At 57.8% G+C, this 21261-nt stretch carries 17 protein-coding genes and 2 pseudogenes; 13 read left to right on the forward strand and 6 right to left on the reverse strand.

Annotated elements, in window-relative coordinates; genetic code table 11:
- The first annotated feature begins 8 nt into the window (after nt 1-8).
- Genes VGC62_RS25200 through VGC62_RS27840 form a run of 3 tightly spaced genes read left to right on the forward strand, consistent with a single transcriptional unit; the run spans nt 9 to nt 2645 of the window.
- Nucleotides 9-977, forward strand: coding sequence for a dihydrodipicolinate synthase family protein (locus VGC62_RS25200; protein ID WP_331189796.1), 969 nt, complete (start codon nt 9-11; stop codon nt 975-977).
- Nucleotides 974-2401 carry a dihydropyrimidinase gene (hydA, locus tag VGC62_RS25205; RefSeq protein ID WP_331189797.1) on the forward strand — a complete coding sequence of 476 codons (1428 nt, stop codon included), beginning with the start codon at nt 974-976 and terminating at the stop codon, nt 2399-2401. Before VGC62_RS25200 ends, hydA begins: the two co-directional genes overlap by 4 nt.
- A gap of 25 nt (nt 2402-2426) precedes the next feature.
- Complete coding sequence (locus VGC62_RS27840; protein WP_414705844.1) at nt 2427-2645, forward strand: FmdB family zinc ribbon protein; 219 nt, start codon at nt 2427-2429, stop codon at nt 2643-2645.
- 199 nt (nt 2646-2844) lie between these two features.
- On the opposite strand, the pseudogene VGC62_RS25210 reads toward VGC62_RS27840, so the two are convergent.
- A pseudogene (locus VGC62_RS25210) lies at nt 2845-3069 on the reverse strand (IS5/IS1182 family transposase); the annotation flags it as partial.
- 138 nt (nt 3070-3207) lie between these two features.
- Between VGC62_RS25210 and VGC62_RS25215 the strand changes: the two are divergent.
- Nucleotides 3208-3345 (forward strand): annotated as a pseudogene (locus VGC62_RS25215) (AraC family transcriptional regulator); the annotation flags it as partial.
- Between the two features lies 1 nt (nt 3346).
- Here VGC62_RS25215 and VGC62_RS25220 read toward each other — a convergent pair.
- Both VGC62_RS25220 and VGC62_RS25225 read right to left on the reverse strand, forming a co-directional pair.
- Nucleotides 3347-4279: a LysR substrate-binding domain-containing protein gene (locus VGC62_RS25220; protein WP_331189798.1), complete on the reverse strand. Its 933-nt coding sequence runs from the start codon at nt 4277-4279 to the stop codon at nt 3347-3349.
- A gap of 192 nt (nt 4280-4471) precedes the next feature.
- Nucleotides 4472-5392, reverse strand: a complete 921-nt coding sequence (locus VGC62_RS25225; RefSeq protein ID WP_331189799.1) for a DMT family transporter — start codon at nt 5390-5392, stop codon at nt 4472-4474.
- A 158-nt stretch (nt 5393-5550) separates the two neighbouring features.
- Here VGC62_RS25225 and gcvA point away from each other — a divergent pair, with 158 nt between their 5' ends.
- From gcvA to VGC62_RS25265, 9 genes are all read left to right on the forward strand, one after another.
- Complete coding sequence (gene gcvA, locus VGC62_RS25230; protein WP_331189800.1) at nt 5551-6459, forward strand: transcriptional regulator GcvA; 909 nt, start codon at nt 5551-5553, stop codon at nt 6457-6459.
- Nucleotides 6460-6746: 287 nt separating this feature from the next.
- Nucleotides 6747-7190 carry a cupin domain-containing protein gene (locus VGC62_RS25235; protein WP_331189801.1) on the forward strand — a complete coding sequence of 148 codons (444 nt, stop codon included), beginning with the start codon at nt 6747-6749 and terminating at the stop codon, nt 7188-7190.
- Nucleotides 7190-8698, forward strand: coding sequence for a methionine--tRNA ligase (locus VGC62_RS25240; protein ID WP_331189802.1), 1509 nt, complete (start codon nt 7190-7192; stop codon nt 8696-8698). The genes VGC62_RS25235 and VGC62_RS25240 overlap by 1 nt, the downstream gene beginning before the upstream one ends.
- Before the next feature lie 17 nt (nt 8699-8715).
- Nucleotides 8716-9837 (forward strand): FAD-binding oxidoreductase, encoded by a 1122-nt coding sequence (locus VGC62_RS25245; RefSeq protein WP_331189803.1) that lies wholly within the window; start codon nt 8716-8718, stop codon nt 9835-9837.
- A complete protein-coding gene (locus VGC62_RS25250) occupies nt 9837-10778 on the forward strand; it encodes an ABC transporter substrate-binding protein (RefSeq protein ID WP_331189804.1) in 942 nt (313 codons plus the stop codon). The genes VGC62_RS25245 and VGC62_RS25250 overlap by 1 nt, the downstream gene beginning before the upstream one ends.
- A gap of 54 nt (nt 10779-10832) precedes the next feature.
- Nucleotides 10833-12203, forward strand: coding sequence for a SidA/IucD/PvdA family monooxygenase (locus VGC62_RS25255; protein ID WP_331189805.1), 1371 nt, complete (start codon nt 10833-10835; stop codon nt 12201-12203).
- On the forward strand, nt 12200-13219 hold the full coding sequence (sbnA, locus tag VGC62_RS27845; protein WP_414705845.1) for a 2,3-diaminopropionate biosynthesis protein SbnA: 1020 nt from the start codon (nt 12200-12202) through the stop codon (nt 13217-13219). The genes VGC62_RS25255 and sbnA overlap by 4 nt, the downstream gene beginning before the upstream one ends.
- On the forward strand, nt 13212-14219 hold the full coding sequence (gene sbnB / locus VGC62_RS27850) for a 2,3-diaminopropionate biosynthesis protein SbnB (RefSeq protein WP_414705846.1): 1008 nt from the start codon (nt 13212-13214) through the stop codon (nt 14217-14219). The genes sbnA and sbnB overlap by 8 nt, the downstream gene beginning before the upstream one ends.
- Nucleotides 14210-15979 (forward strand): FAD/NAD(P)-binding protein, encoded by a 1770-nt coding sequence (locus tag VGC62_RS25265; RefSeq protein ID WP_331189806.1) that lies wholly within the window; start codon nt 14210-14212, stop codon nt 15977-15979. The genes sbnB and VGC62_RS25265 overlap by 10 nt, the downstream gene beginning before the upstream one ends.
- A 244-nt stretch (nt 15980-16223) precedes the next feature.
- Here VGC62_RS25265 and VGC62_RS25270 read toward each other — a convergent pair whose 3' ends face one another.
- Genes VGC62_RS25270 through VGC62_RS25280 form a run of 3 tightly spaced genes read right to left on the reverse strand, consistent with a single transcriptional unit; the run spans nt 16224 to nt 20843 of the window.
- The gene (locus VGC62_RS25270; protein ID WP_331189807.1) at nt 16224-18173 is read right to left on the reverse strand and encodes an acyltransferase family protein; all 1950 of its coding nucleotides are present in this window, start codon (nt 18171-18173) and stop codon (nt 16224-16226) included.
- A 58-nt stretch (nt 18174-18231) separates the two neighbouring features.
- Nucleotides 18232-19530: a hypothetical protein gene (locus tag VGC62_RS25275; RefSeq protein WP_414705847.1), complete on the reverse strand. Its 1299-nt coding sequence runs from the start codon at nt 19528-19530 to the stop codon at nt 18232-18234.
- Nucleotides 19531-19541: 11 nt separating this feature from the next.
- Complete coding sequence (locus VGC62_RS25280; RefSeq protein ID WP_331189808.1) at nt 19542-20843, reverse strand: hypothetical protein; 1302 nt, start codon at nt 20841-20843, stop codon at nt 19542-19544.
- Nucleotides 20844-21261 lie beyond the last annotated feature (418 nt).

Consider the following 21261-nt stretch of genomic DNA (forward strand, 5'->3'; position numbering starts at 1 on the left):
GTATTGCCATGATCCCTGCGCATTCAAATCCGTTCAACGGCGTTTACGCCGCCACTCCATGCCCGCTGGACCACGACGGCCGCCATCTAGATGAAGCAAGTCTGGAACGGTATCTGCGCGAGATCGCTTCGGTAGATGGCATCTGCGGGCTGCTGATCAATGGACATGCCGGTGAAAATGTTGCCCTTTCGCGCAGCGACAAGCGTCGGGTCGTGGAGATTGCCAAGGCGGTCTGCGGCAACCGGCTGATCCTCGTCGCCGGGGTCAATTCCGAAGACAGCTTTGAGGCCCAGGCCCATACCGATGACGCGAAACAAGCCGGGGCGGATGTGGTGCTGTTGTTCCCGCCCTACTCCTGGTCGTTGTCCACCGACGTGGCGACGGTGATGACCCACCATCGCATCGCCAATGCCAACGCGCGGCTGCCGATGATGCTTTATCAGGCGGGCGTCGGCACCGGCGGCATGGCCTACACACCAGAAACGCTCGACGCGCTCGTCAGGCTGCCGGAAGTGATCGCGGTCAAGGAAGGCAGCTGGGAGACCGCCGCCTACGAAGCCAATCGCCGCCTGATCCACGAAGTCGCCCCTCATGTGGCGGTCATGGCATCGGGCGACGAACACCTGTTGACCTGTTTCATTCTCGGCACCGAAGGCAGCGTGGTCAGCCTCGCGGCTGTGGTCCCGGAACTGGTCGTCGCGCTTTACCGCGCCGTGGCCGACAAAAACCTGGCCGAAGCCCAACGCCTGCACGGTTATGTTTACCCGTTGGCCCAGGCCATTTATGGCAAGGCGCCGGGTATGCACGCCAACGCGCGGCTCAAAGCCTGCCTGTACATGCTCGGCCTTTTTCCTGAAGCCGCCGTGCGTCCGCCGGTGCCACTGCTGGATACCCGGCAGTACGCGCACCTTGAAAATGTGCTGAATCACGCCTGCGCGTTCAACACCGACACCCTTGCAGCCCGGAGTGCGCTATGAGCCTTACCTTGATACGTGGTGGCCGCATCATTACGGCCGTCGACGATTACGTCGCTGACATCCTGGTGGACGGCGAAGAGATCGTCAGTATCGGCCGTCAGCTGTCCGTGAGTTCAGACACGCAGGTGATCGATGCGACCGGAATGATGGTGTTTCCAGGCGGGGTCGATTGTCACACCCACATGGAAAACACCTTCGGTCCTTCGGTGACCGCTGACAACTTCGCCTCTGGCACCCGCTCTGCAGCGTACGGCGGCACCACCACCATCATCGATTTTGCCTTGCAGTTAACGGGAACCAGCCCGCTGCAAGCCATCGAACGGGCGCAAGCGAAAGCCGCCGGTGCGGCCAATATCGATTACGGTTTTCACGTCATCATTACCGAAGTCGACGCCCAGGTGCTGGCAGACATGCAGCATGCGATCCGCCATGAAGGGATCTCCAGCTTCAAGATGTTCATGGCGTATCCAGGCACCGTCATGTCAGACGATGCCTCGATTTTCCAAGCCATGCGCATGGTCGGGCAGCATGGCGGCATGATCGCGCTGCACGCGGAAAATGGCACGGTGGTCGACCTGCTCATTCGCGAAGCCATCGCCAAAGGCCATACCTCACCTCGCCACCACGCACTGACCCGACCGGCAATACTCGAAGCTGAAGCCACCCACCGTGGCATCAAGCTGGCCGAGTTGGCCGAAGCCCCGGTGTATTTCGTCCATTTGTCGGCCAAGGAAGCGCTCAAGCATGTGATCGAAGCACGCGACCTTGGCATTCCGGTCTTCGCTGAGACCTGCCCGCATTATTTGTTTTTCGATGAATCCTCTTACGCAGAGACCGACGAGCAGGACAGTTACGAACACGCACGCTTCGTCATGAGTCCGCCACTGCGCTCCAAGGATTCACAAAACGCGTTGTGGACAGCCTTGAAGACTGACGATCTGCAACTGGTGTCAACCGATCACTGTCCTTACTGCCTCAAGGAAGGGCACCTGGGCAAGGTCAATCAAAAGCCGCTCGGCCGTGACGACTTCTCGCAAATACCCAACGGTGTGCCGGGGGTCGAAACCCGCATGACAGTCGTCTATGACGGCGGCGTGCGTACTGGCCGCATCTCGCTCAACCGCTTCGTCGAATTGATGTCCACTGCCCCGGCCAAACTGTTCGGGCTGTTCCCACGCAAGGGCACGATCGCCGTCGGCAGCGATGCCGACCTGGTGATATTCGACCCGAATGAAGCGCACACCATCAGCGCCAAAACACAGCACAGCGATTGCGATTTCACCTTGTTCGAAGGCCACCGTGTCCACGGGCGGGTCAAGAAGGTGCTGCTGCGTGGCCAGTTATTGATCGATGGCGACACCTGGGTCGGCAGCACGGGCCAAGGTCAGTTTATGGCCCGAGGTGAGCTGGGCAAGTACTGGTAACCGACCTCCGGGGACAGCATCTACCATGGGCATCTATGAGTACCAATGTGAACAGTGCGGCGTGTTCGAAGAACGGCGCGCGGTGGAAGATCGCAATGAGCCTGCTCATTGCGGAAAATGTGGCGCCCTTTGCTTGAGGGTCCTCAATTTGCGGCCGACGTTGCTGACGCATCGCGTGGCGCGGTCTGATCCTGACAAGCCGCTCGCCACAGCGCTCCACTCCAAGGGTTGTCCGTGTTGTTGAGCGCGAAGGAGCTGAACTGGACGGAGGGCAACGTGTACCTTCGCCCCGTGCTCATTACTGAGCATCAATCAGGACATGAGAGGCTGGTATCGGCCGATTCTGTTGAAAAAGTCGGGATTTCAGACCGGAAGACTTCGAGGCTGATTGTCTCTTCAGAACCTGTTCGCCACGTTGAGTGGCTTTTCGGTTCTGCTTAGCTTACGGCACGGGTACTCAGCGACGGATCGCTCCAGTTGACCTCTTCGTTGCCGGGTACACCACGTTGCCGACTGGCCTGCGCCTTGATGACGCTGGCGTCCACAGCAAAGCCTTCGCCCTTGACCAGACCTGCGTCCATGCAGCGACGCAGGACTTCGTTGAAGAGCCAGCGAAACATTGAGCTGTCGCGAAAACGACCGTGGCGATTTTTGGAAAACGTAGACGACCAGTGAATCGAGTCTAGACGGACATGGAGATTACGCAGGGTTCCCGCCAAATAGGCGAGAGGCAATAACAGGTTTTATTCCTTACGATCACCGAGTGCTTGGACCCTGACGCAGAGCCCTATCAGCAGCGCCGCAAGCACGGCCTTGGCGGATTGATGCCTGGCCTGATGCTGATTCGACGCCAGGGGGCAGCGTTACCTGGGCTTATGCCGATTTTCGCCGCCATGGAGCGTGAGGTCAGCTGCGCGCGCGTCGGCTTTGCTGGCACCCTCGCCTTTACGCCACCTTCACCGGATTTTCAGCTTCCCGAACATGGCCATGCGCCGATTTACCGGCCTGTTGCACAGCCCATTTCATGAACGCATCAATCGCCCATTCTTCCCGGCGTTCTTTGGCGCAGTACACGAAGTAATCGAATTTCAGTTCCGACGTCGCATCCAATACCTGCACCAGTCGCTTGGACTTCAGGGCCTCGCAGGCGAACACGTTGTTCACCAGGGCAATGCCTTGACCGGCACACGCGGCGCTGATCAGCAGTGACTCGTCGCCATAACTCGAGCCCTGAATGATCTTGCGGTTACCCATGCCGAACGCGTTCATCCACACTTTCCAGTAATTGCGCTCGGTGTCCTGCAGCAACGGAAAGGTCAGGCAATCCTGCGGCGTTTCGATGCTGCGCTGTTTTTCCAGCAGTTTAGGGCTGCACACCGGGATCAGGTACGAAGACCACAGTCGCGTGGCGTGATTATCCGGGCTGCTGGCGACCTCGCGCTGGATGGCGATATCCACATGACCATGTTTGAGATCCGATAGACCGGAGCAGATCTGAATCGAGATCTCGATGTTCGGGCAGCGCTCCTTGAAGTCGCCCAGCGCCGGGATCAGCCAGGAACTGGCGATGGTCGAGGTGGTGCTGATCACCAGTCGCGTTTGTCTTGGGAGCTTGAGCGCTGCCCCGGACCAGGCTTTTTCGATCACGTCAAAAGTGTCAGACAGTTCGTCGAACAACGTGCGACCACTGGCAGTCAGTTGAATGCCTTTGGCATCGCGCTCAAACAGGCGTCGACCGATCTGATCTTCCAGCCCTTTGATCTGCTGACTGACCGCGGCGGGAGACACGCACAGATGGTCGGCGGCACGTTTCATACTGCCGACCTTGCACACTTCGACAAACGTGCGAAGGGCAATCAACGGAATCGCTCTGCTCATCTTGCATACCTCGCCCAGATGCAACAGCCCATGATCTGCGTGGCGAATGGGATAACTTTTGGTGCGGTGTTCATCTGTCCACGCGCTCTACTGCTTAATGCCCGACGAGGTTTTCAAGGCATGGCAAAGCCCCGTCTGGCCATCGCCGCCAGACACCTGTGTATAAAAATCAGCTGTGGATAAGTTGTCGGATCAGCTTGTTGCCACGTTCTGCCCGGCAGGTTCCGGTTTGGGTTTGCTCTTGCTGAGCACGAACCAAACGGCCAGGCAAATCAATCCGCCGCCATACAAGTGTGCGGTCGAGAAACTTTCATCGAGAAACATCACGCCCCATAACACACCGAAAGGTGGGATGAGGAAGGTCACGGTCAGCGAACGTACCGGCCCGATATCGGCAATCAGGCGGAAGTAAAGAATGTACGCACAGGCCGTGCAGATAAAACCCACGGCGGCCAGGGCGAGCCAGACGGTAGAGTCGCCCCAACTGGCCGGAGGATTAGCCGTGGCTGAAATCGCGAAGAACGGCGCGAGGAACAAGGTGGCCCCAATCTGACTGCCAAAGGCGACCAGTTTGGCGTCGAGTCCGCCTTTATCGGCCACCCATTGTTTGGTCAGGAAACCCGCAGCACCATAGCAACTGGTGGCGACCAGGCAAGCCATAGCGCCCATGACCACAGTGGTTGAAAGCGTGACTGGGCCGGTGGTGGTCAATAGGGTAATGCCCACCAGGCCAATTAACACGCCTGCAGCTTTTTTGCGCGTCAGTGAATCATTGAAGAACATCGAGCCGATCAGCACGCCCATTAACGGTGTCGTTGCATTGAGGATGGCTGAATAACCGGCTGGCAATAACAAAGCAGCTACGCTGTACATCAAAAAAGGAATACCAGAGTTAATGACGCCCAATACCATCGTGGCCTTTAATTTGCCTTTGAAATCAGCCTGAGTTTTGAGGATCAAGAGAATAACGGCCAGACCAATAGCCCCCAGTAACACGCGGAAGAATGCAGTGGGTAACGCACCTAACACTGGAGCCGCGACGCGCATGAAAAGAAAACTGGCACCCCATATCGCGGCCAGAAGAAGTAGTCGCACATAATCGGATAATTTCATGGGGCTACCTTTTACGCGGGCCGATTACAGAAAAAATGACTTGAGAGTGACGGCATTGACGCTTGTCGAGTCAGGGTGTGATGATTTGAACAGTGTCTGTAGCAGTGCTCAAGCGAGCTTTTCTTAAGCACATTAGTTTTTCTTAACTGAGGTCAGACATGAAATTCCCGCCCTTGCACGCCTTGCTCTGCTTCGAAGCAACGGGGCGTCACGCGAGCATGAAGAGCGCAGCGGGCGAGCTTTTCGTCACGCCTGCGGCAATCAGCCAGCAGATTGCCAAGCTGGAAAAAGCAGTCGGCGTGCAGTTGTTCATCCGCAATACCAAGCGCCTGGAATTGACCGCCGCAGGCAAGATTTACCTGCGGGCCATTCGTCCGGCATTGAGCCAGATCGCCGACGCAACCCAGCGGCTGATGAGCGATAACGGACCCAACACCATCACCATCAGTTGCACCAGCGGCTTTGCCATGCAGTGGTTAATGCCCCGCTTGCCGGATTTTCAGACAATCTGCCCGGATGTCGAAGTGCTGATCAGCACCACCAATCGGCTTGTCGACTTGTTAGGCGACGGTGTCGATTTTGCGGTTCGCCACGGACTGGGGCGTTATCCGGGGCTTGAAGTCCAGATGCTGATAAACGACCGACTGCAACCGGTGTGTAGCCCGGCGCTGCTCCCCGATTCGAAGTTTTTGTCTTCGCCCATCGACCTCAAAAGTTACACCCTGCTGCACGACGAACATCGAGAGGACTGGGGGCTTTGGTTGCGGGCTGTGGGGGTCGAGGACGCCGAGGCCGCCGTTCATCGCGGCTCGGTGTTTGTCGATTCCAACGGCGTGATCGAGGCAGCGCTGGCCGGGATGGGCATTGCTCTGGTGCGCCGTTCGTTGATTCATGACGAGCTTGCTTCGGGCCGTCTGGTGGTCCCGTTTCGGGCGACAATCGAAACGCCAATCGCGTATTACCTGGTCTATGACGAAACGGCGGTCCTGCCAAAGTCGAGCCGGCAGTTTCGCGATTGGCTGGTTTCGCAGGCCACCTCCAGCCAGCGGGAATTCACCAGGCGATAGTTCAATGACACGAATTTAAACACGGCGTTTATTTTCGATGTTTACTTAAGTCTTACTTCAGTGTCCGCTGATGAGACAGTTACTTCCTTAAAACGCGTTAACGTACTGATTATTAAATCAATTAGCCGATTGCCAGTTAAGTCAAACTTAACTGGCAATTGTTTATTCGTTGTTTGCTCAGTCCTACAAATTTCTTCAGCTTATCCACTCATTGACGGGCGTTATTGCTTACCTGCTGACGTCGAGAAAACAACGAGCAAGGACGCTCACGGCTGAAGGAAAACATCATGACGGACTTCCAAATTTTTCGTCCAATGGCGTGGGACAAACTGGTCCATGAATATGATCTGGACGGTGCCAGGCTGCTGCCCTGGGCCGGGTATCCGACACCGATTGGTGGCGGTTGGTGCGTCGTACGCCCTCATACCAAATCCTTGTCGCATACGCAGATCGATCAGGAATTCTTCATCGGCATCAAAGGCACCGCCAAGTTAGTGGTAGGTGAGCAGACGTATCCGTTTGCCATGGGTGATATTGCCGCCATTCCCAAGCACACCGACCATTACGTATTCAACGACACCGACGAAGATTTCCATTTTTACGTGGTGTGGTGGGATCGAGATTCGGCCAACCGTTTTCTCGATGAAGACGCTCAACATTCCTCTGACGTGCAGCACGTTTCGCTGCAGCACGCGACGATTCACGACGTCTCAGAACAGAGGGCGTCTTAATGGCTAAGTTGCTTGTCACCATTACCCCACCCACCCCCAATGGCGATTTGCACATCGGGCATATGGCCGGGCCGTTTCTGGCGGCTGATATCTATACCCGTGCGCAACGCCAGCGTGGGCATGAATGCACCCTGGTTTCATACTCCGATGACTATCAGTCCTACATGCTGCGCCGGGGCATTGAGCTGGATCGCTCGTCTCAGCAATTGGCCGTAGAGAACACCGACAAGATCAATGAAACGCTGAACAAGATGGGCATCGAGGTTGATTTCTGGATGCGCCCCTATCGCAATAATTATTTTAAAAAAGCTGTTGAAGAAATGTATGAGTTCGCCATCAAGGCGGGCGCTGTTTATAAAAAGGTCAGCCAGGAACCCTATTGCGAGCACTGTGATAAATGGGGCTACGAGGCTTTTGGCCGAGGCAATTGTGATCACTGTGGGGCGGATTCCGATGCCAGCCAGTGCGAAGAGTGCGCGCACACCCCTAACGCGTCGAAGATGACCAATTTTCGCTGCAAACTGTGTTCATCGAAGATGATCTGGCGCCCCATAGAGCGCGAGTTTCTGGCGTTATCGAACTTTCACGACTACCTGCAGAGCAGTTTTGAGCACGCACCCTTGCGGCCCTTCATTCGGCGCTTCCTTAACGAGGAATTGCAGCTGGGCCCGGCCGACTGGGGCATCACGCGACCTCACGATGGCGGGCTTGACCTCAAGCCCGATGGCACTCGGCGGATTCACACCTGGGTGATGGGCCTGGCGGGGTATCTGGCCGCTTTTCGCGAATACCTCAACGAGCACAAACACGCGCCTTGGGAATACGACGAGTACTGCCGCTCGGGCAAAGGCCGGCTGGTGCATTTCCTCGGTTACGACTGCGCATTCAGCCACATGGTGGTTTACCCGTCGCTGCTGCACACCATGCACGGCTACCGCATGCGTCAGACGTTCTACACCAACCAGTTCCTGACGCTGAACGGCAAGAACCTCTCCACCAGCCGCAACTACGCGATCTGGGCTCGCGACCTGGTCGCCGACGCCTGCACCGACAGCGCGCGTTTTTACCTGGCGCTGATTGCGCCCGAGCAGGACACCGATGATTTCGACGTCGAAAAATTTGCCGCCTGGCGCGATGAAACCTTTAACGAAGTGCTGGTCAAGCTGGCCGCCCAAGCAGAGCGCGAGCGTGTCGACGGCGACAGCCTGAAGGTCAATTCGGCCGACGCGGCAGCGATCAAGATTCTGGTCGCACGCTGGTTTGAGGTGACTTCGGTGGACCATTTCTCGATGAAGGGCCTGGCCGTGTTGTTGTCGGACGTGATCAATGCCGCGCGCGACCGGCAATCCATGGGCAAGCGCATCTTGCCGTACATGGCACTGATCGGTGCCATCGGTGCGCCGGTATTCCCTGATCTGGCCAAACAGATCCTGCGGTACTGCCGTTTCACCGAAAAGGAAGTGTTTCAGCAGCTGGTTTACGTCAGTGCTGTCGAGTACGAAATCTGACAGAGGAGTTCGCGACGATGAAAACCTCATTTGATGTGATCGTCATCGGCGCCGGCGTGATGGGGGCGTCGATTGCGGCGGCGCTGGTGGAAAATGGGCTGGATGTCGCGCTGTTGGAAAAGGGCATTGGCGCGGGGCAGGGTGCCACGCGCTACACCGGCGGTATCGTACGCGGCCTCGAACTTGATCCGGCGTTGCGGCCGTTGACGGCCAAAGGTGCGCACACCGCAGGAACAGGGATTGTTCATGCGCTATTTGAGCAATCGATGAAGCGTACCGGCGTTGCCTATATCGCAAGCGCCGACATCTGCGCTGCATACCTTGATGCCATGGGCAGCGAAGACGCGTTGAATGTGGAGTTGCACGCGTCGGTCGATGCGCTGGACAACGGACGTTTCACGCCTTTCTGCGCAGGCGAATGCATGGTCATTGAGCGTAACGGCGGCATTGTCGATGCGCGCATCAGTGTGCTCAACCTGTGCCGTTATGTCGGCGAAAAGGGCTTGATGCTAGATAACCTGGCGGTCGACCGCTGCGAGGAAGGCGACGGTCACGTCAAGGTTCACGCAGGTCTTTTGTGTCTTGAAGCGACGTGGGTGGTAGACGCCTGTGGCGCGAGCGGATCGCTGGCAAGGCCCGAGCATGCGCTGCATGCGCGGACCATTCCGTTCACCCGTTTCGGCTGTGATCAGGCGCCGAGCATGCCGATCATCGCGCACACTCTGAACACCTACGTGCTGCCGCTCGGCAGGCATCTGGCACAGGCTGGAGGCCAGCGTCGCAATCGCGCCGAACACGCCAGTGAGCTGAATCTGGCGGTCATGGATAACGAACACGATGTCATGGAGCGCATGGCCAGATTAGGTTATGGGCCCAGCAGCATGCCGCTGGTCACCAAGGTTGCCAGCGATGCTTATACCGAGGACGGACGTCCGCTGATTGGCCGCTCCAGCCCAAACAGCCACATCTACCTGGCAACCGGCTTTTGCGGTATTGGCTTCAAGATGGCGCCCCGCGTGGCCGAGTTGCTGGCGTATGAAGTCGGCGGGCAAATGGCCGGGCTGCAGATCGATGCGCCCCACCGTGCAGTGATGGAGGCGTATCGCCCTTCGCGATTTGCCTCGGTGGCGATGTCGTGATGCGCCTGGGAATTTGCGCGGCGCTCGAGGTGGGCACGACATTGCACGCCAGAAGTTTCCTGCGTGGCGTGTACCTGGCTTCGCACTTGTTCGAAAACGTGCGCCGCGCGCGGCACGTTTATTTCGACGACAACGCCAATGCGGACGGTGGCAGGGCAGCGGCGAAGCTGTTCATCGATGAGAAAGTCGATGCAGTCATCGGCCACTTCGCTTCTGAATCTGCCGCAGCGGTCGTGGAAAGTTATGCACAGGCTGGCATTGCGTTGATTCTTCCTGCCTCGACCTGCGCCGCGTTAACCGAAGACGGCAGCACGACGTTTCGCGTTTGTGCATCGGATCGCGTGCTTGCTCAACAACTGTTGGCGTTTTCTGAACGTCAGGGTTTGCGTCGGCTCGCTTTGTTTGCCGACGAGAGCTTGCACGGCCAGCAGCAACTGCATGAGATCAAGGCTGCGCCGAAGTTATCCACAGTGCTTGTCGACGACGCCGCTCATGCGGACGCGCTGGTGTTCTGTGGCCGCTTGAAGGCCAGCCATCAGTTTTTGCGGGGACAGCGTGCGGCGGGTTGCCAGTTGCCGTTGTTTTTTACCGATGACGCGGCGTCGCCCGCGTTGGTGGGCGGCGTAAGCCAGCTTGGGACGGTGTACGTGGTCAGCTTTCCCGTTGCCTGCGACCTGCCTGAAGCGCAATCGGTCGACCGTGCCTACCAGCGGATTTTCGGCGAGCAGGCTCCGGTGTATGCCATCGAGACGTTGGCGGCCTTTGCACTGGTCGATCAGGCGGTACAACAACCCGAGGGCCTGCTCGACGCACTCAGGTTTCAACACTTTTCCACACCTACCGGCCCCATCAGTTTTACCAATGGGGAAAACGATCGCGCCAGGGTTTCGCTGTGGGTCTACGCCGACAAGCGCGTCCACGAACGTCGACTGCTCTGTTGATAACGGCTGCTCTACAGGCTCGCCACGTCTTTAACCATTTCAGGAAGAACCGCTATGAATCAGTTTGAAATCGAGGGTTTTCGTCAGGATCTGGACGTCGCATCGGTCGGTTTCGGCCCAGCAGGCATCGCATTGGCGTGTGCGCTGGAAGACGAAGCCGAAGACAGCGGCAAGAAGCCCTATCAACGTGTGCGCTTCTTTGAAAAGGGCCGCGATTCGACCTGGCACGGTTCGTTTCTGCTGGCCGGAACCGACATCAATCACCACGTCTTTCGGGATTTGGTGACGCCGCGCAATCCACGCAGCCGATTCTCTTTTGCCATGTACCTGAAGGAAAAAGGCCGTCTGTATAAATTCGGCCTGCTGGGACGTCCCGCCAGCCGCGTTGAATGGTCTGACTACATCACCTGGGTGGCGGCGCAACTCAAGGATTACGTGTCCTACGATGAGGGCGTGATCGACATCCTGCCGGTCACCGAAAATGGCACGCTCCGAGCGGTGGACCTGGTCACGACGCAGGGCACCTATCGCACACGGCGGCTGGTGCTTTCCCACGGTAGTCTGCCCCGTATTCCCGAAGCCTTCAGCGCGCACCTCGGCGGTCGGGTATTCCACACCTCGCAATACCTGAAGAACATTCATCTGGGCGGCGGCCCGATTGCCCAGCGCTGGTTGGTGCTGGGCTCAGGCCAAAGCGCAGGGGAAGCGGTGGCGCATTTGCTTGGCGCCGCGCCCACCACTCAAGTGCATTGCGTGCATCGTGGCGTGGGTTTTCGCGTCGGGCAATTGGGGCAATTTCCCAACATGGCGTTCTTGCCGGAGCAGGTCGATTACTTTTATCAGCTGGAGCCTGCGCGCCGGACCAAAGTCTTCGACGAGATTCGTTCGACCAACTATGCCGGCGTCGACTCCGATGAGAGTCAGGCGTTGTACTCCTTCCTGTACGAAGGCGAAGTCACCGGTCACCAGCGTTTGAACCTGCATACCTGGTCCAACGTGGTCTCGGTGGAAAAGGTTGGCGACGCCTATTCAGTCTTGCTGCGCGACAGCAACACGGGCCTTGAAACCACGCTTTATGTGGATGGCATCGTGCTCGGCACAGGCTACGAACAACTGCCGGTGCCGCCGTTGTTGACCCTGCTCCAGCCTTGGCTGCTAAGGGACGAAGACGGCACCTTGGCGGTGGATCGTCATTACCGCGTAGGTTTGCACAACAGTGACGGTCTGCAGATCTTTGCCAACGGCACTTCCGAGAAAACCCACGGCATCAGTGACGCGCAGTCTTTTTCGATGGTCGCGCTCAGGGCCCAGCAATTGAGCGACGCGCTACTGGCCTCACAACCGAGGGTACTGACCAATGTCGTGACGCATCCGGCGCTGACCCCCAAGCTGGCCAAGCCTTCGCGGGTCGAGGCCCGGCCATGAACGTCATTTCTCATATCGTCGGGGATTCAAACTTTGTCCGGCTCAAGGGTCTGGGTTTCGAGAACCTTCATCTGAAGCTTGAATCCTGTAATCCGGCGGGCTCGATAAAGATGAAAACCGCCATTGGGCTGATTGATTCCTACGCCGAACGCAGACTTATCCACAAGGACACGGTGCTGATTGAATCGTCATCCGGCAACCTCGGCGTCGCATTGGCGATGATCTGCGCTGAGCGCGGTTACCGCTTTTGCTGCGTGGTCGATCCGAACACCAACCTGCACAACATCAAGATGATGGAAGCCTTCGGCGCGCAAATCGTGATCGTCACCGAGCGCGACGACAACGATGGTTATCTGGGCACGCGGATTCGCCATATACGCGACACGGTCGCTCGTGATCCGCGCTACCTGTGGCTCAACCAATACAGCAACCCGGCCAACGCGAAGACTCACGAAAACACCACGGCGCGCTCGATTCATATCGCGTTTCCGGCCCTGGATTACCTGGCCATTGGCGCTGGGACCACGGGAACGTTGATGGGATGCGTGCAGTATTTTCGCAAGCATTCGCCGCGCACCCGCATCATTGCGGTCGATAGCGTTGGCTCGGTGACCTTCGGCCAAACCCCTGGCAAACGGTTCATTCCGGGCCTGGGGTCGAGCCAGATGCCGCCGATCTTTCGTTCCAACCACTTGTTCAAGCAGCAAGTGGTGGACGAGCGTGCAACGGTTGCGATGTGCCGCTGGCTGGCGAAATCCAACGGCGTTTTGGCAGGCGGTTCGACCGGCAGTGTGATTGCCGGGCTCGCCGCGCCTTCGCTGAGCATTCCCCGTGATGCCGTGGTGGTCGCCATCTCGCCGGATGCAGGCGAACGCTATTTGGACACCATCTACAACGATGAATGGATCATGCAGAAGTTCGGGCGGGCCGAGCTGTCGGCGCTCAACTCCCAACCCATCGGCAAGTACCTCAAGTCCTACGTACATACGTTCGAAGGGGAAGAGCTAAATGTCTGATTTTCACGTAATCCCCGGCGCTGTCATCAAGGACATTCTGCACGCCCACTTGCACAGCATGGTTGCTCGCGTGGAGCAAGTGTATCTGCAGCATCACGATGGACAGACGATCAACCCCGACAGTTACTTCCTGCGTTTCCCACAGCAGCCTGCCAACCGAATCATCGCGCTGCCCGCAGCACTGGACGGTACAGACGCCGTGGCTGGGATCAAGTGGATTTCCAGCTTTCCCGGCAACGTCGCCCAGCAAAAACCACGCGCCTCGGCCGTGGTGATTCTGAACGACCGCGAGACGGGCTACCCCTACGCGTGCCTTGAAGGCGCGCAGATCAGCGCTGTAAGAACCGCAGCGTCGGCGGTGTCGGGTGCTTATTGGCTCAATCGTCAGTCGCGCAAGGCTGCGTCCGTGGGATTCATCGGCGCAGGCGTCATTGCCCGCACTGTCGCGCGGATGCTCGCCGTTGAAGGTTGGGAAATAGGCCACGCGGTTGTGCATGATTTCGACGCTGCATCAGCCAATGCGCTGACGCAATACATCGAGCACACCGACTTATGCACAGCCCGTCCCGGCACGCTGGATGAAGCCGTGGCGGCTGACCTGGTGATCTTCGCGACCACGGCGGGCGAGCCTTATGTCACGCCGCCCATGGCATTCCGCGCAGGCCAAGTGGTGCTGAACATCTCGCTGCGGGACATCGCGCCGCAGTTGTTGCTGGCCGCCGACAATATCTGTGACGACGTCGAGCACTGCATGAAGGCCAATACCTCGCCGCATCTGACCGAGCAACTATTGGGCAATCGTTCGTTCATGAAGGGGACCCTGGCGGGATTGATCAGAGGGGAGATCGCGCTGGATGACAGCAAGCCCGCGATCTTTTCGCCGTTCGGGCTGGGCGTGCTGGATCTGGCGCTGAGCAAGTTCATCGTCGACACCGCGTTGCGTGAGTCTCGCGCCGTGGCCATTGACTCGTTCTTTGGAGAGACATTGAGATGGAGCTGAACAGGGACGACTCAGGCGAAGAAACGGCGATCAAAATCGGTATCGTCGGCTGCGGATCTCGCGGCCTGACCGTGCTTGAACGGCTGTGTGCATTGGCGGCCATTGGTTCTCGGCCGGTCGAGATCACGGTCTACGATCCACATCGACCGGGGCCTGGCGTGCATTCGGTGGAACAGCCGGAATATTTGATGCTCAACACCGTGGCATCGCAGATTTCCATGTTTCCCGACCAGGCCGCCCTGGGTGGATTCGGCGGGCGCCAGGGCCCGGATTTTTATGAGTGGTGTGTGCGTTTCAAATCCACCGGCCGTGCCTTGCGCGCCAATGAGTTCTTGCCCCGGCAGTGGCTTGGCGAGTACCTGGCATGGACCTATGACGTGGTGATCGCTGGGCTTCCCAGCCATGTAACAGTCATTCATCAAGCCTTGGCTGTGGATAACGTGGAGCGTGATGACGCAGGCGGGTTTGTGCTGACCGCACAGGGAAGCAAATACAGCGTCGATTGGCTGGTGCTGACCGTCGGTCATGCGGCGGCAGCGCCCGTTGTGGATAACCGCGCGCAGGTGACGCGTCTGCATTGGGCTTATCCACAGCCGTTTTCGTTGGAGGGCATTGATGCCGGTATTGCTGTCGGCGTCGAAGGCTTGGGTTTGTCGGCCATGGATGTGGTCGCCGGGTTAACTGTCGGGCGAGGCGGACGCTTTGTCCACAATGCTGACCAATCGTTGCGTTATGAGCCTTCAGGCAACGAACCCAGAGTGTTCATGTTTTCCCGCAGTGGCCTGCCATTTCGCACTCGGCCCGACATTCACGCGTATCGGGTGGCAGCGCCAGCGTTGATCTTCACCCTCTCGGCGGTCGACGAGCTACGAGCAGCCCACCCGTTGGGCCTGGATTTCGAAGCCCACGTGTTGCCGCTGATCAAGGCCGAGATGCTGGCGCACTATTTCGGCATGATCGGCGCATTACGGGGCGAGTGCGCAACGTCAATCATGGAGGAAGTGGCAGCGGCGTTTTACTCGCAAAAGGTGCAATCGAAAGCCGCCGAGTTGGCACAACGTTTCGGCGTCCAGGGATTGGACCCGAGCGTTTTTGATCCGCAATACCTCACCGCGCCCGTCGAGCACTATCAGGATTGGGTCAAGGCGTTCATCTCAGCAGATGTTCAGGAAAGCCTCGCCGATCTGGATCACAGCCCGGTCAAAGCGGCTGTGGAAGTGTGGCGCAGTTGCCGTGAACAACTTCGGCGGGTTGTGGATAACCATGGGCTGACAGCTGATTCACACCGTGTGTTTTTCAGCCAATATGCACCGCTGGTCAACCGTATGGTCGCAGGGCCTCAGAAAGAACGTCATCAGGAGTTGTTGGCACTGGCAGAAGCAGGGATTGTGCAGTGGGTCCACAGCTCGCGAGTACTGCGTAACGAGGGTGATCGGTCGGTTTCGATCAGGGCGCAGGGTAGGGGAGAGGCTGTCACGCTCGATGCGCTGGTTTACGCCCATGTGCATGACAACAGAAACGCGGCCAACCAGCCGAAAGTAGTCAGCCATCTGCGTGAAATCGGGGTTATTCACAGCCTCACGCCAGACGGTTTCGGTCTGAACGTGGACGGGAACTGTAAGGCTTTGCCAAATCTGTGGATAACCGGGCCGATTGTCGAAGGCGCTACGTACTACAACCATTACGTGCCGTCGTCCGGAAGTTATTCGCGAGCGTTCGTGGATGCCGACCGGATTGCGCGAGAAATATTGGGCCTGTGAATAGGGCCGCGTGTGAATAAGTTATCCACAGCGTCGTTCTATAGGCGCCGCCGAAGTCTGCGCTACGGCATCACAGATGCCGCGAGGAGATGTCGCCAATGTGCCGCGGGTGGCTGACACTGCAAAATGGGTAAAAATAAATACAAAAAAGCCCGCGCTGACACGTCAGGCGGGCTGGGAAATGGCGGGATTACTCCCGTCGGTTATCGACTGTTGGAATTTTAAGGACGTGCGGTTATTGGCCTCAATACTGCCCAATGGCGGCGCTGATCTGATTACCCACACGGTGCGTGCCGACCAGCGCAGGGTTTTGTTTGCGTAATTCTGGCATCACGTAGTTTTTCACGATGTACAGCGATCCGGCCGAGCTCAAGTGGCCTGAGTCGATCTGCAGCAGTGAGTGCTCATCCTGCAGGCGTACCAGGCAAGAGTTGGCGACACACAGCCCATCGATCAACGAAACGAAATCCACCACTTGAGGGTTGATCATGCGTCGTGTTGCCTGGTCGGTGGCGATCAGCCCGGTGTCCATCGCAGCGTCGATGATGTGTGACTCATCAACTCCCCAATGACGGTTGGCGATGACGCTGGGCAATGACGGGCTCCATTGCGGCAGAGGCCCCATCAGCACCACCCGCTTGACGCCCAGCTCCTTGAGGCGTGCCGCCAGTTCATTCCATTGAGTCTTGTCGTGCTGGTCTTTCTGCGCAATCACCACCACTTCAGGTTGCAGTTTGGCAATCGATTGCAGGGCTGTGGCGTTGGAGTAATTGCAGGTCATTCTCGGTGGTGTGTTTCTTCCGGGGTCTTGGGTCAGGCTGGGTTTGCATCCCGCTGACGCCACTTGATAGAACGGCGTGCCTTTGGCTAGCAAGGTTCTCAGGCCCAGCGAAAGTGCTTGAGCGTGCGAGTCGCCCCAAAGGAACACACCACCTTCCCCTTGTTTTTGGGTACAGGACTCATCGATCCCGGACAGCCCGCGCTCGGTGAACGCTGAAAAGGCGTCGCACTTGAGCCAATAGCTTTCGTACAGGTTCTTCTGGCGGTTGGCGTAGTCCTGAACGAAGCGCGCCTTGTCCGAAATACTCACCATCCGCAGCGCCGACACTGCACCATCCGTGGCGTTGACGGCCGTTGCGCCAACGAAAACCAACGCAATCAGAGCGCTGACCGAGGCAAACTTCCAGGGGCGAACGGGGGCTTTTTTGGCTGGCGCTTTTTCGATCAGAGCGTACGAGAGCTGGGCCAGGGCAAACGCAGCGACAATCCCGAGCAACGCGTTGCGCGTGTCGCCCAGATAACCGGCATAGCTCATGAATACCACGACCGGCCAATGCCACAGGTACAACGAATAAGACAGCTTGCCGGTCCACTGTGAAAACCGGTTATTGGTTGTGACCGAGTCCTGACGAGCCGCCACGATCACCGCGAAGGTGCCCAGCACCGGCATCAGCGCCAGGTAGCCGGGCCACACCACGCGCTCAGAAAGCAATGCAAAACTGGAGGCCATCAAGCCCAGGCCGATGGCCTCCAGCACACGCTGTTCCGTGCGATTCAGTTTGACCGGGAACAGGCACGCGACGCCGCCCAATAGCAGTTCCCAGGCGCGGGCTGGCAACAGATAAAACGCAGGTTCGGGCCATTTGATCGAGGCCACCACGCAGAAGGCGAAACCCACGACGCAGGCAGCCAACACCATCCAGCGCAGGTGGCGCAGGGCAACGACTTTGCTCAAGCCCAGCAGAACGATGGGATAGAGCATGTAGAACTGCCATTCCACCGACAGAGACCACGTGTGCAGCAGCCATTTTTCGTGGGCGCCGGCGGTGAAATATCCCGCTTCCGACCAATAGGTGAAGTTGGAATAGAACCCCAGGCTGGCGGCAATGTGTTTGCCCAGCTCGTTGTATTCCAGGGGCAGCAGGTAAAACCAGCCGAGTACCAGCAGCACGCAGCACATAGCCGCGAGCGCCGGGATGATGCGGCGCGCGCGCGACTTATAGAAGTCGACCAGGCTCAGGCTGTGTTTTTCCAGGCTACGAAACAAAATCCCAGTGATCAGGTAACCCGAGATCACGAAGAAAATATCGACGCCCGAGAAACCGCCCGGCAACCAGCCTGGGTTGAAGTGGAACAGCACCACGGCGATCACCGCGATGGCCCTTAGTCCATTGATGTCTTTTCTGAAGTCCATGGCGATTCTTCGAATGACGTGGTGATGATTAGAAACTAGGCGTGCGCGAACACAGGATTCAGTTCGCAGTGCTCAAACGGATGATTTTTGGAAAGTCAGTCAGCGTTATCGCAACCGAGCATTGCTGCGCCTGGCAGGCCCAGGTCCGGTCGCCGTTAAACCAGCCCTTGTGTGGTTGCGCTGTGTCGATGAGTTGGACAACTCCGGTTTGCGGGCTTTTGCTTTCCAGCGTCCTGTCTCTTGGTTTACCACCGGACCACGCGACGACGACCTGCTCGTTGCCCTTCTTGAAATGCAGCATGTAAAGGTTGTCAGCCCAGGTGCTCAACTCCGGTTGGTAACTGAAATCCTTCACAAACGGGCTGATGACCTTCATCACGTTGTAGGCGGGCTTGGGCGACAGGTTTTCGTTGAGCAGCCCGAAGTTGTGCTCTTGATCTGTGCGATCGGCTCCGTCGTTGATCAGGTCGTACCACCACATGCCCTTGATGTTGGGAATGGTGCGGGCGAAGAAAAAGATGCGCGCCATGTAGGCTGCTTGAGTCGCCGGTGTGTTGCCGCAAGCGCCGGTATGGCTTGGCCAAGCCATTTCGGTGAGGTAGATCGGTACGTCGCGACCGGCCTTGGTACGGATATGGCGCTCGTACTGGCGCATCCAGTTGACCCAGCTTTCCGGGTTGTTCTGACCGCCGCCTGCACAATGTGCGTAGGGGTGAACAGACAAACCGTCCACCAGGTCAAGCATCCCGGCATCAATCAGGTGGTCGGCAAATCCGTAATCCATGCCTTGAGGGGTGATCGACCCGGCAAGGATCTTGGCCGGTGTGCCGTTCTGCCCAACCGTATTGTTGCGAATCAGCGGAACGGCATCGCGCACCAGAGCGGCGTAATCGGCGGCGAGTTTTGCATCCTTGGGGGCATCCAAATCCCATTCGTTCCAGATCTCGTAGTAGTTCACCTTGTTGCCGAGCTGCTGGGTGACGTAGTTCACGTAGTTCAGGTACGCCGCCTTGACTGCTCCCTGTCGCGGCTTGGCGTTGTCATGAAATGAGGTGCTGTAGTCGAGGATCGTCAGCCGGGTCAAATTCAGGGTCGTGGCCGCGTCGAGATAATTACGCCACTGCGGCACGATACGCAGTTGATTGGGGGCCGGTTCTGCGGTCGACCAGAACACATCGTCCTTGAGCGCCGTGATACCGGCATCCGCCGCCAACTCCAGGGGTTTGCGCGGCGAGGCTTCGAAATTCATCAGGTGGGTGCCGATACCCACGATGAACGGCTCCTCGGCGAATGCGGTGCTGCACATCAACCCACTTAGCAGGGGCAAAAACACAGCGAGCTTATGGCGCAACGTCATTTCCGAGGCTCTCAGTGCAGATTGGGCAGGGCAGGGAAGAAATGCTGCGCGCCACGGGCCGTGGATTTCACCTGACGCACGGTCAGCCTTCCGGCCATGACGTGTCCAATGGCTATGCCGAGAAACAGGTTTGCCGTCGCGACTTCGAGCATGTCCGTGGTCCAGCCAGTCAGCAGGCAGCAAAAGCAGATCGCCAGCAGTGCGCGCCCGGCACGGGTGATGTCGTTACCCAATGCGATGAACAACGGAATCTGCAGCGCAAACAGTACAAGACCGGTCACACCGAATGTGCCCCACAAGTACATGGCCGTGTTGTCCGAGGCCAATGCCGGGACGCCCGGAATCGGAAACAAGGCGATGGTGCTGCCATAGGCGCCAAAACCGGTGCCGGTCAGCCCCCAGCCTTGTTCCAATATGCCATTGGCCATGTTCGGCCAGGTGTTGATCAGGCGGTCATACATCGATGACAAAGCACCGCTGCTGGCAAGGCCGGCATTGAAGTCAACGAGAAAGCTGGTCAGCGGCAATAGCATCCCGCCAAGCACCGCGACGGTGAGCACCACCCGGGCTGTCCAGTGGAAACGCAAGATCATCAACAAGCCCAGAGTGCAGACGAAGCCTGCGGCCGGCGCTTTGCTTGTGGTCATTACAATCGCCACGGCAGTTATGCCGCAGAGGGCGATCATCAGCAGCTTTGAACGCATGAACATCAGTACGTACAGGGCGCCAATGGCCAGATTGATCGACAGCACGTTGGAAACCCGGGCGAAGCCTGCGATGCGGTCGGCTTCGTCCACGGCCCATGCCGTGTTGCCGCTCAACTCTGTTTCCCCAAGCGTGTAGCTGTAGCCTTTCCAGGGCACCGAGGTGAGCTTGTCCAGCGCAATCCCCCCCAGCGAGGCCAGCAGGCAAAAGGCAACAGCCCAGAGCAGCAGGCGTTTGCGGTGCAACAAGTGTTCGCTGCAAACGATGCCGAACAGAATCGGGCAGATGCCGAACAGACTGAAACCGATGTTCGAAAGACTGGCACCGTGCAGCATGGCGATGAGGCTGTAGATGACCAGCGCCAGCAGTCCCAGCCACACGCCTCGGCTGGTTTTGAGGCTGCGCAACTCGATCAGGAATAACAGGCAGCACAGCACCTTTGGGCCATACAGCATGGCCGACAGGCCAGCTTTGTCGAGATAGAAGCGCAGCGCCCCGGAAAATGTCTCAACCAGGAGCAGGCTAATGGCTGTCCAGACGATAACTGTCGATTTGTTGAAAGAAAGGATCGACGGCTTTTCAACGAAGGTGATGGAATTCGACATCATGGTGCAGCCCTCTGGAGCGCTCGAAGGGAAGTAATCGCCAAGTCGGGCTCAGTACACGTCCGAGCTGAAGGTTGTTTTGGCGCAAAGCTACCGCTCATCGAATCAGCGCCAAGCTGTCGATCAGGGTGATGAATGTCGGTATGTCGAAGTGCCGAAGTGCAAGAAGCGGCCTGAAAAAAGCCTCGTCCTAACGGCATGACAGGGGATATATCAGCGTCAGACGCGAGGGCTGTCAATCAAATAGTCAAAATTTCAGACATGTGTCGACATCGGTAAAATTCAATGTTCATAACGTATTGAATTTATTGAGAGATAGAATTTTGACGCTGGCAATCAGGGGGTGTAGCGAGAGGATTTAGAGGGCTGCTATGACTCATTTTTGTTACACAGAGGTGCCATCACACCTATTGTGTGTCGT

The sequence above is a fragment of the Pseudomonas sp. genome (assembly GCF_036404235.1).
In the GTDB taxonomy this organism is placed as follows: Bacteria; Pseudomonadota; Gammaproteobacteria; order Pseudomonadales; family Pseudomonadaceae; genus Aquipseudomonas.

What these genes read in the sequence shown, in the direction of transcription:
- VGC62_RS25200 (WP_331189796.1), top strand. Translation starts at nt 9, where the DNA reads ATGATCCCTGCGCATTCAAATCCGTTCAACGGCGTTTACGCCGCCACT.
- hydA (WP_331189797.1), top strand. Translation starts at nt 974, where the DNA reads ATGAGCCTTACCTTGATACGTGGTGGCCGCATCATTACGGCCGTCGAC.
- VGC62_RS27840 (WP_414705844.1), top strand. Translation starts at nt 2,427, where the DNA reads ATGGGCATCTATGAGTACCAATGTGAACAGTGCGGCGTGTTCGAAGAA.
- VGC62_RS25220 (WP_331189798.1), bottom strand. Translation starts at nt 4,279, where the DNA reads ATGAGCAGAGCGATTCCGTTGATTGCCCTTCGCACGTTTGTCGAAGTG.
- VGC62_RS25225 (WP_331189799.1), bottom strand. Translation starts at nt 5,392, where the DNA reads ATGAAATTATCCGATTATGTGCGACTACTTCTTCTGGCCGCGATATGG.
- gcvA (WP_331189800.1), top strand. Translation starts at nt 5,551, where the DNA reads ATGAAATTCCCGCCCTTGCACGCCTTGCTCTGCTTCGAAGCAACGGGG.
- VGC62_RS25235 (WP_331189801.1), top strand. Translation starts at nt 6,747, where the DNA reads ATGACGGACTTCCAAATTTTTCGTCCAATGGCGTGGGACAAACTGGTC.
- VGC62_RS25240 (WP_331189802.1), top strand. Translation starts at nt 7,190, where the DNA reads ATGGCTAAGTTGCTTGTCACCATTACCCCACCCACCCCCAATGGCGAT.
- VGC62_RS25245 (WP_331189803.1), top strand. Translation starts at nt 8,716, where the DNA reads ATGAAAACCTCATTTGATGTGATCGTCATCGGCGCCGGCGTGATGGGG.
- VGC62_RS25250 (WP_331189804.1), top strand. Translation starts at nt 9,837, where the DNA reads ATGCGCCTGGGAATTTGCGCGGCGCTCGAGGTGGGCACGACATTGCAC.
- VGC62_RS25255 (WP_331189805.1), top strand. Translation starts at nt 10,833, where the DNA reads ATGAATCAGTTTGAAATCGAGGGTTTTCGTCAGGATCTGGACGTCGCA.
- sbnA (WP_414705845.1), top strand. Translation starts at nt 12,200, where the DNA reads ATGAACGTCATTTCTCATATCGTCGGGGATTCAAACTTTGTCCGGCTC.
- sbnB (WP_414705846.1), top strand. Translation starts at nt 13,212, where the DNA reads ATGTCTGATTTTCACGTAATCCCCGGCGCTGTCATCAAGGACATTCTG.
- VGC62_RS25265 (WP_331189806.1), top strand. Translation starts at nt 14,210, where the DNA reads ATGGAGCTGAACAGGGACGACTCAGGCGAAGAAACGGCGATCAAAATC.
- VGC62_RS25270 (WP_331189807.1), bottom strand. Translation starts at nt 18,173, where the DNA reads ATGGACTTCAGAAAAGACATCAATGGACTAAGGGCCATCGCGGTGATC.
- VGC62_RS25275 (WP_414705847.1), bottom strand. Translation starts at nt 19,530, where the DNA reads ATGACGTTGCGCCATAAGCTCGCTGTGTTTTTGCCCCTGCTAAGTGGG.
- VGC62_RS25280 (WP_331189808.1), bottom strand. Translation starts at nt 20,843, where the DNA reads ATGATGTCGAATTCCATCACCTTCGTTGAAAAGCCGTCGATCCTTTCT.